This is a genomic window from Protofrankia sp. CiP1_Cm_nod3, from assembly GCF_982290655.1.
The window spans coordinates 1-7,176 of the sequence record NZ_CEVIVD010000191.1 but is presented as its reverse complement, the minus strand read 5'-3'; the positions used below and the strand labels follow the sequence as shown (position 1 = coordinate 7,176).

General features: G+C 74.7%; 4 protein-coding genes and 1 pseudogene. 3 read left to right on the top strand and 2 right to left on the bottom strand.

Annotated features, from left to right (window positions below; genetic code table 11):
• The first annotated feature begins 649 nt into the window (after nucleotides 1-649).
• Nucleotides 650-2,206, top strand: coding sequence for a serine/threonine-protein kinase (locus AC5LUJ_RS22255; protein ID WP_493465673.1), 1,557 nt, complete (start codon nucleotides 650-652; stop codon nucleotides 2,204-2,206).
• Between the two features lie 49 nt (nucleotides 2,207-2,255).
• Here AC5LUJ_RS22255 and AC5LUJ_RS22250 read toward each other — a convergent pair whose 3' ends face one another.
• Together AC5LUJ_RS22250 and mftR are read right to left on the bottom strand one after the other, a co-directional pair.
• Entirely contained in the window at nucleotides 2,256-4,232 is a 1,977-nt protein-coding gene (locus AC5LUJ_RS22250) for a potassium channel family protein (protein ID WP_445548421.1), read from the bottom strand.
• Nucleotides 4,233-4,489: 257 nt separating this feature from the next.
• Nucleotides 4,490-5,245: a mycofactocin system transcriptional regulator MftR gene (mftR, locus tag AC5LUJ_RS22245; RefSeq protein ID WP_493465672.1), complete on the bottom strand. Its 756-nt coding sequence runs from the start codon at nucleotides 5,243-5,245 to the stop codon at nucleotides 4,490-4,492.
• A gap of 333 nt (nucleotides 5,246-5,578) precedes the next feature.
• Here mftR and AC5LUJ_RS22240 point away from each other — a divergent pair, with 333 nt between their 5' ends.
• Entirely contained in the window at nucleotides 5,579-6,505 is a 927-nt protein-coding gene (locus AC5LUJ_RS22240) for a mycofactocin-coupled SDR family oxidoreductase (RefSeq protein ID WP_493465671.1), read from the top strand.
• 46 nt (nucleotides 6,506-6,551) lie between these two features.
• A pseudogene (locus AC5LUJ_RS22235) lies at nucleotides 6,552-7,176 on the top strand (hypothetical protein); the annotation flags it as partial.

Sequence of the window (7,176 nt, the reverse complement as noted above, 5' to 3'; positions counted from 1 at the left end):
CCCCGCGCCCACGCCTGACCAGCGGTCCGGCCGCGTTCCCCGGGACTGTCCGGGCGGCGGCATAACGGGCGGCGGTGTAACGGGCAGCGGTGTAACGGGCTGCAGTGGTCAGGCGTTTCCGCAGGTCGCGACCTCCATCTCGGGAACAGGGATCAGGACTTTCTGGCGCTCCCCGTTCCCGGCCGGCCTGACGCACCTTTCAGGGAGCCGGAGCCGAGCCGAGGCCACCTGATGGATGCGGCCGGCGGCCACAGCACCGTCAGAGCCGAAGGCGTAGGTGAAAACCGTCGTTGCGGCGCCGCTTTCCACCTACAGCTTCCGCATCCGTAGGTGGAGACCGTTGTTGTAGTAGCGGTTTCTACCTACAGGCAGGCTGATGCGTTCGGGAGGGTGGCAGGGCGGTCGACCGCGGGTGGCGGGCGCGGGATAAAGATCGTCGTTCTGGGTGGGACGATGCCGTGGTGAGCGGTTGCGGTGGGGACGAGGAGCCTGGCTCGTGAACGGTCGAGGGGAGGAGCTCAGCGTCCCGTACGCGGATGGAGCACCCCACCGGCGTGGAGCCCCCCATGCGGACGGCGCCCCGCATGCGGACGGAGCTCCATATGGGGACGGAGCGGCCCCGCCGCGGTTACCGGCCGGGGTGCGGCCGGTGCCGGGGGACCCGCGGTACATCGGTGGCTACCGGCTGCTGGGGCGTCTGGGCGAGGGCGGCATGGGAGTGGTCCATCTCGGGCAGGCGCCGGACGGGCGGCTGGTCGCGGTGAAGGTCGTGGCCTCCCGTTACGCCCAGGACGAGGAGTTCCTGCTCCGCTTCCGCCAGGAGGGCGAGCATGCCCGCCGGGTGCCCCGGTTCTGCACCGCAGAGGTGCTCGACGTCGACGTCACCGCGCAGCCGCCGTATCTGGTGACCGAGTACATCGACGGCCCCACGCTGACCGAGGCGGTCCGCTCCGGCGGCCCGCTGCGCAAGGCCGAGCTCGACCAGCTCGCGGTCGCGATGGCCACCGCGCTGTCCGCGATCCACGGGGCGGGGCTCGTCCACCGCGACCTCAAGCCGGGCAACGTCCTGCTGTCCCGGATGGGCCCCCGGGTGATCGACTTCGGGATCGCCCGGTCGCTGGAGACGTCCGCCGGGCTGACGGCGACCGGCGTGGTGCTGGGAACCGGCAGCTACATGCCGCCCGAACAGCACATGGGCCACGGCGTGACGGCGGCCTCGGACGTGTTCGCCTGGGGCGGGGTGATGGCCTTCGCGGCCAGCGGCCGCGCCCCGTTCGGCAACGGCCCGCCGCACATGATCGCCTACCGGGTGGTGCACGGCGAGCCGGACGTGGCACCGCTGGACCCGCCCCTGCGCGAGGCCGTGTCCGCGGCCCTGCGCAAGGACCCGGCCGCACGGCCCACCGTGGGGCAGCTCCTGCAGCTGCTGGGCGTGCCGGGTGGCGGCCTGCCCGTCCATCCCCGGCGTCCGGCCGCCGCGCCCGCGCCGCCGCCCGCCGCGCCATGGCCCACGCATCCACCCGCGCCGCCGGCACACCTGCCCGCGCCGGCGGCGGCACCGGCGTATCCGCAGGCGCCGCCGCCCGCGCCCGTACCGGCGTCGGCAGCGGCGTCGGCAGCGGCGGGTGTACGCCGCCGGCCGGCCGTGCTCGTCGCGCTCGCCGGGGCCGTCGCGCTTGCGCTGGCCATCGGCGTGGGAGTGTTCCTGGCCAGCTCCGGCCCGAGCGATTCCGCCGGCTCCGGTCCGGCCGCGGCGGGCACGGCGGGCAGCGCGAAGGCGGCGAGCCCCGCGAATCCGGTGGACACCGCGCCAGGTGGGCCGCCGGGCCCTGCCGCCAGCCCCCTCGGCGGCCACTGGATCGGGACCTGGGGCAACGGAGAGCGCGACCACTACGTGGCGGTGGACGGCACGAGCTTCAAAATGATCTATGATCTCGACGACGGCCGGGTGGCCGGCACACTGCGCGGCGACGTGATCGACGGCCGCTGGGCGGAGGGGGCGCTCGGCGCTCCGCCGGCCCGCTCCGGCTGGGTGCGCTTCCAGCTCATCCGGGACGGCGCCACGGTCCGTCTCGACGGGGTGTGGGGCACCGACCTGGGCGTCACGTCCGGCACCTGGCAGGTCCGGCGCGTCGACGGCAGGCTCACCCCGCAGGCCGCCCTCCGGCTGACGCGCAACGGAAGCTTCCCCGCCCCGCCGCCATGACGGACACCCCCCGGCCGGACCTCTGCCGGGTTCGTCGCAGGTGCTGCCGTCATGAGCGGACGCGGGGCACCTGGTTTCTGCTGACCGTGTCGATGATCTGGGCGGTGGGGCCGACCACGAGCACCTCGTCACCGGGGCGCAGCCGGGTGTGGCGGGTCGGCCGGTAGTTCGGGGAGCGGTCGGCCGTGCCGTCGCGCTCCGAGGAGGTGGCGACCGCGAGCGTCCGGGTACCGGTCGACAGCTCCCGCAGGGTCGGGCCGTCCAGGCCACCGCCGGCGGCCACGGTGATCCGGGCGACGAGGAACGGCGCGCGGTCGATGTAGAAGGTGCTGACGACTTCGTAGTCGAGGGCGGCGCCGACGAACCACGGTGTGGCCAGGGCGGACGCGCTGCGGGCGGTGTGGATGGCGAACCTGCGCTCGGTCTCGTCCGCGAGCGTGGTGTCGAAGATGCGCAGCACCACCCGTAGCCCCGGCTCACCCCCATTACCGGCATCGCTCCCGGATCCGCTGGTTCCGGGAGCGGCGGATCCGTTTCCTGGCCCGCCGGTTCCGGCCGGGACGGACGGCCGTGGCCGCCACCGGCGGCCGCGGCGTCCCCGCTCGGAATGAAAGTCGTCGAACGCCTCCCGGGCGGACAGGACGGTCTCCAGGTTCGCCACGTCGTCGCTGGTCAGCGCGGCCAGCGTGGTCGCCCGGGCGAGGCCGGCCTCCATCAGGGTCGCGCGGACTCTGGCGTCACCGAACACCACCGGCACCTTGAGATCTCGGACGGCAGAGAGGAAGCGGTTGTTCTCGTCCCGTTCGACGACCACCACGTCCCGCCCGGCGGCCAGCAGGCCCTCCACGGTCGCGAGCCCGACCGAACCGAGCCCGCAGACGATGACGTGACCACGCGCGGTGGTGGCGCGTCCCCGGCCGATCGCCCGTTCCAGCCGGCGGCTGATGATCACATTGGTGATGAACGCGTACACGACCGCGATGGACAGCGCTCCGACCAGGATCAGGGCGATGCCGAACGCCTGTAGCCAGTCCTTCGCGACGCCGAAGTTGAAGTCGCCGTAGCCGACGGTGACCATGGTGGCCACGGTCAGGTAGAGGGCGTCGAGGGGGCCGAAGTCGGCGGGCGCGGTGGGGTCGTTGTCGGCGTAGGTCAGGGAGAGCACCAGCGTGCCGACCAGCATGATGCTCAGCACGGCGCCGAAGGCGATCCGGAACGGGCGGTCGAACTCGGCGGCCGTGGTCACGGCGACATCCCGGATCCAAGCACACGGGCGGCGACGCCTGTCGCGGCCCGTCAGCGGGCCGGCGCGACGCACCGACAGGTCCGCCAGCGTGTTGGCGTCGTCGGCGCTGACCACCCGCACCCCGTTGTCGGCGAAGTCCTCCAGCCTCCCGAGCAGGGCGAGATGGTCGCCGACGGCGACCGGAGCGTCACGGCTCGGGCACACCTCGGCCAGTCGTTCCCCTGACCTGCGCAGCGCCACCGGCGTCAGGTTGCCGAAGATCTGCCGGAACGCTCCGGACGAGCTGACCGGGACGTCCACCACGGCGAAGACCTCGCTCCCGAGACGGAAGGCGTGCCGGACGTCGGATCTGATGCATGCCTCGACGAAGCTGTGGCCGGCCTTCTCCGCCAGGTTCAGCACCCGGGTGGTGGGCAGGGCCGCGGAGAGCTGCTCGCCGAGCTGGGTGTTGGCGACCCGGACGACCAGGCGCACCTCGGGCGCGATCTCGGTGGCGACCAGGGCCGTCTCAAGATTGTCCAGGTCGGTGTCGTGGCAGGCGATCAGTGCGGCCGCGTCCCTGACCGACGCCTGCAGCAGCGCCTCGCCGGTGTGCGTGGAGTCGGCCAGGACCGGCACCCCCCAGCGTTGGAGGCGACGGCGCAGGGCGGTGGCACCCCGTCCCTCGATGACGACCACCGGCACCCCGGCCACGTGCAGCTGTTCGGCGATCCGGTAGCCCAGATTGGTCAGCCCGCAGACGACGACATGACCGGACATGTGACCGGACAGGACCGCCACCGCACCTCCACCCGCATGATTCGATCCGGCCACCCGAAAGTATTATCCCGCCCCCTGCGTCCGGCCCCGCTCCGGCCCACCCGCGGGGGCGGGCCGGTGAGCTGGGTCACCTGGGCCTCCCGGATCGGCTTCCCGGGATCCCGGGCGGGAGAAAAACATGCTCGCGATGCCCTCGGCCATCCGGGACAGGCCGGACGGTTACCGGCCGTGCCCGATGATCCGGGGCCTGGGCCTCCGCCGGCGCGGAAAGGACGTGACTATGCTCTTCCGGTCCGGCTGGCCTCGCGGACGGCCGGAGGGCCTTCGACGGTACCGGCGAAGCCGGCGGCCAGCTCCCGCATGGCGGCGTCCAGCAGTTCCGTGAGTTCCAGGTCCTCGTGGCGCAGCCATTGTTCGTAGGCGGCGATCGCCACGCCCAGGGTGGCGTACGCGATCGCCTGCGGGGCCAGGGCGTGCTGGTCCTGGCCGATGCGGTTGCCGATGAACTCGGCGAGGACCTGCCGCCACGCTACGTAGCGCAGGGCCGAGTGCGCCTGGAGGGCCGGGGTGCGCAGGATGAGCTGCATCCGCCGGCGGTGCCAGGGGATCTCGGCGGGCTCGACCCGGTTGAACTCGATCAGTGCCTGGCGGACGGCGTCCATCAGCGGGACGTCGGGCGGGTAGGTGCGCAGGTCCGCGCGCAGCCGGGCCAGCTCCTCGTCGAAGGCGCCCCAGGCGACGTCGTTCTTGGACGGGAAGTAGCGGAAGAACGTCCGCCGCCCGATGCCGGCGGCACGGGCGATGTCGTCGACGGTCGTCCGCTCGAAGCCGCGTTCGGCGAAGAGCTCGAACGCCAGGTGCTCCAGCTCGACCCGGCTGGTGACCGGGCTGCGGCCACCCCGGCCGCCTGCCGCGCCGGGCACGGCGGGCGCGCCAGCCGTGCCGGCCGCGCCGGGTACGCGCTTTCCGCGCTGGTTCCGCATCGCCTCTTCCGGGTGGCATTGGGTGCCAATATTATGCGTGCCTGCGGTCACAGCGACTCATGTTGTCGGACGGGAGCATTCCATGCCGCACCGGATGGCCAGGTCGTGCCGGACGCGCGTGGCGGGCCCGGGCCCGGGGCCGGCGCGTGGCCGGGCGCGCTCGGCGGGCAGCCCACGTCCGGAGCATGGCCGGAAGCCGCCGGACGCGGGCCGTGGCCGACCGGCTGCCCGCCGCGGGCACGACCGCCGGCGGTGGGAAGGCCGGCGGTGGGAAGGCCGGCGGTGGGAAGGCCGGCGGTGGGAAGGCCGGCGGTGGGAAGGCCGGCGGTGGGAAGGCCGGCGGTGGGAAGGCCGGCGGTGGGAAGGCTGGCGGTGGGAAGGCCGGTGACCCGGCCGGCGACGGCGGCCACGGACACGGGGGCCGAGGGGGCAGCGGCAGGCTCGGCGACGTCGGATACGGCAGGCGGGGCAGCGGCGGGCACCGCGCGGACGGCGTCCGGGCAGACGGCGGCGGGCCCGTGGGCGGGCAGCGGCCGGGTGGCGGTGGTGACGGGGGCGGCCCGCGGCATCGGCGCGGCCGTGGTGGGCCAGCTGGCCGCGCAGGGGTGGCGGGTCGTCGCGGTGGACGTGTGCGCCGACCTGCCCGGCGTCGCCTACCCGCTGGGGACGCCCGAGGAGCTGCGCGCGCTCGCCCAGCGCTGGCCCGGCCGGGTCCGCGACGTGGTGGCCGACGTGCGCGAGGCACCGGCCCTGGCCGAGGCTGTCGAGCTGGCCGAGCGCGAGTTCGGGGGAGTGCACGCCGCGGTGGCCGCCGCCGCGGTGATGGCCGGCGGCCGGCCGCTGTGGGAGACCACGGACGCCGAGTGGGACGTCCTGTTCGAGGTCGGGGTGCGCGGGGTGCTCAACCTCGCCCGCGCGGCCGTGCCCGCCCTGCTGCGCGCCGCGCCGCCGCGCTCCGGCCGGTTCGTGGCGCTGGCGTCGGCGGCAGCCCACCGCGGCCTGTGGCATCTGGCCGCCTACAACGCGGCGAAGCACGCCGTCGTGGGGCTGGTGCGCGGGCTCGCGACCGATCTGCGGGGCACCGGTGTCACGGCCACCGCGGTGTCCCCGGGCTCCACCCGCACGGCCATGCTGGACGCGACCGCCGCCCTCTACGACCTGCCGGACGTCGACGGGTTCGCCGGATACCAGCTCCTCGACCGCCTGCTGCGGCCGGAGGAGGTCGCCGCCACCGTGTGCTGGCTGTGCGGCGAGGGCTCGTCCGCGATCACCGGCACCGTGGTGCACGCCGACGGCGGCTTCACCGCGTGACAGGCACCGTGGGCCCGCGGCGGGCTCCCGCGACGCGGACACCGCTGTGACGAACGCCGGAAATCCCGCGAGCCCCAGGAATCCCGCGGACTCCGGGAGACCCACGAAGCGCGCGGACGACGCCTTGGACGCCGCGGGCTCCCAGCGCCCGGGCACTCCCGCGGCGGGAGCCGGCGGCACCCGGGACGAGGGCCGCGCGGGCTCGGGAAGCCCGGCGGACGGTGTCCTGCGGCTGGTCTTCGACCCCGGTACGCGCCGGTGGGCCGACGGGCAGGTGCTGCTCGGCGGTTCCCCGCTGCGGGTCCTGCGGCTGCCCGCCGCCGGCGCCCGGCTGGTCGGGGAGTGGATGCGCGGGCAGCCGGTCGGGCCCGATCCGGCGCGGCGGCGGCTGGCGGACCGGCTGGTGGCGGCCGGAATCGCCCACCCGGTCTACGAACGTCCCCGGCTGCGCCTGTCCGACGTCACGCTCGTCGTCCCCGTGCGCGACCACGCCGCCGCCCTGGAACGGCTGCTCGCCGCGCTGGGCGCGGCAGGTGAGCTGGGCGCTGCAGGTGAGCTGGGTACGGCTGGCGAGGCGAACAAGGCGGGCGGAGGGAGCAAGGCGGGCGGTGAGAGCAAGGCGGGCGGTGAGAGCAAGGCGGGCGAGGGGGATGCGAGGGAGACAAGGAAGG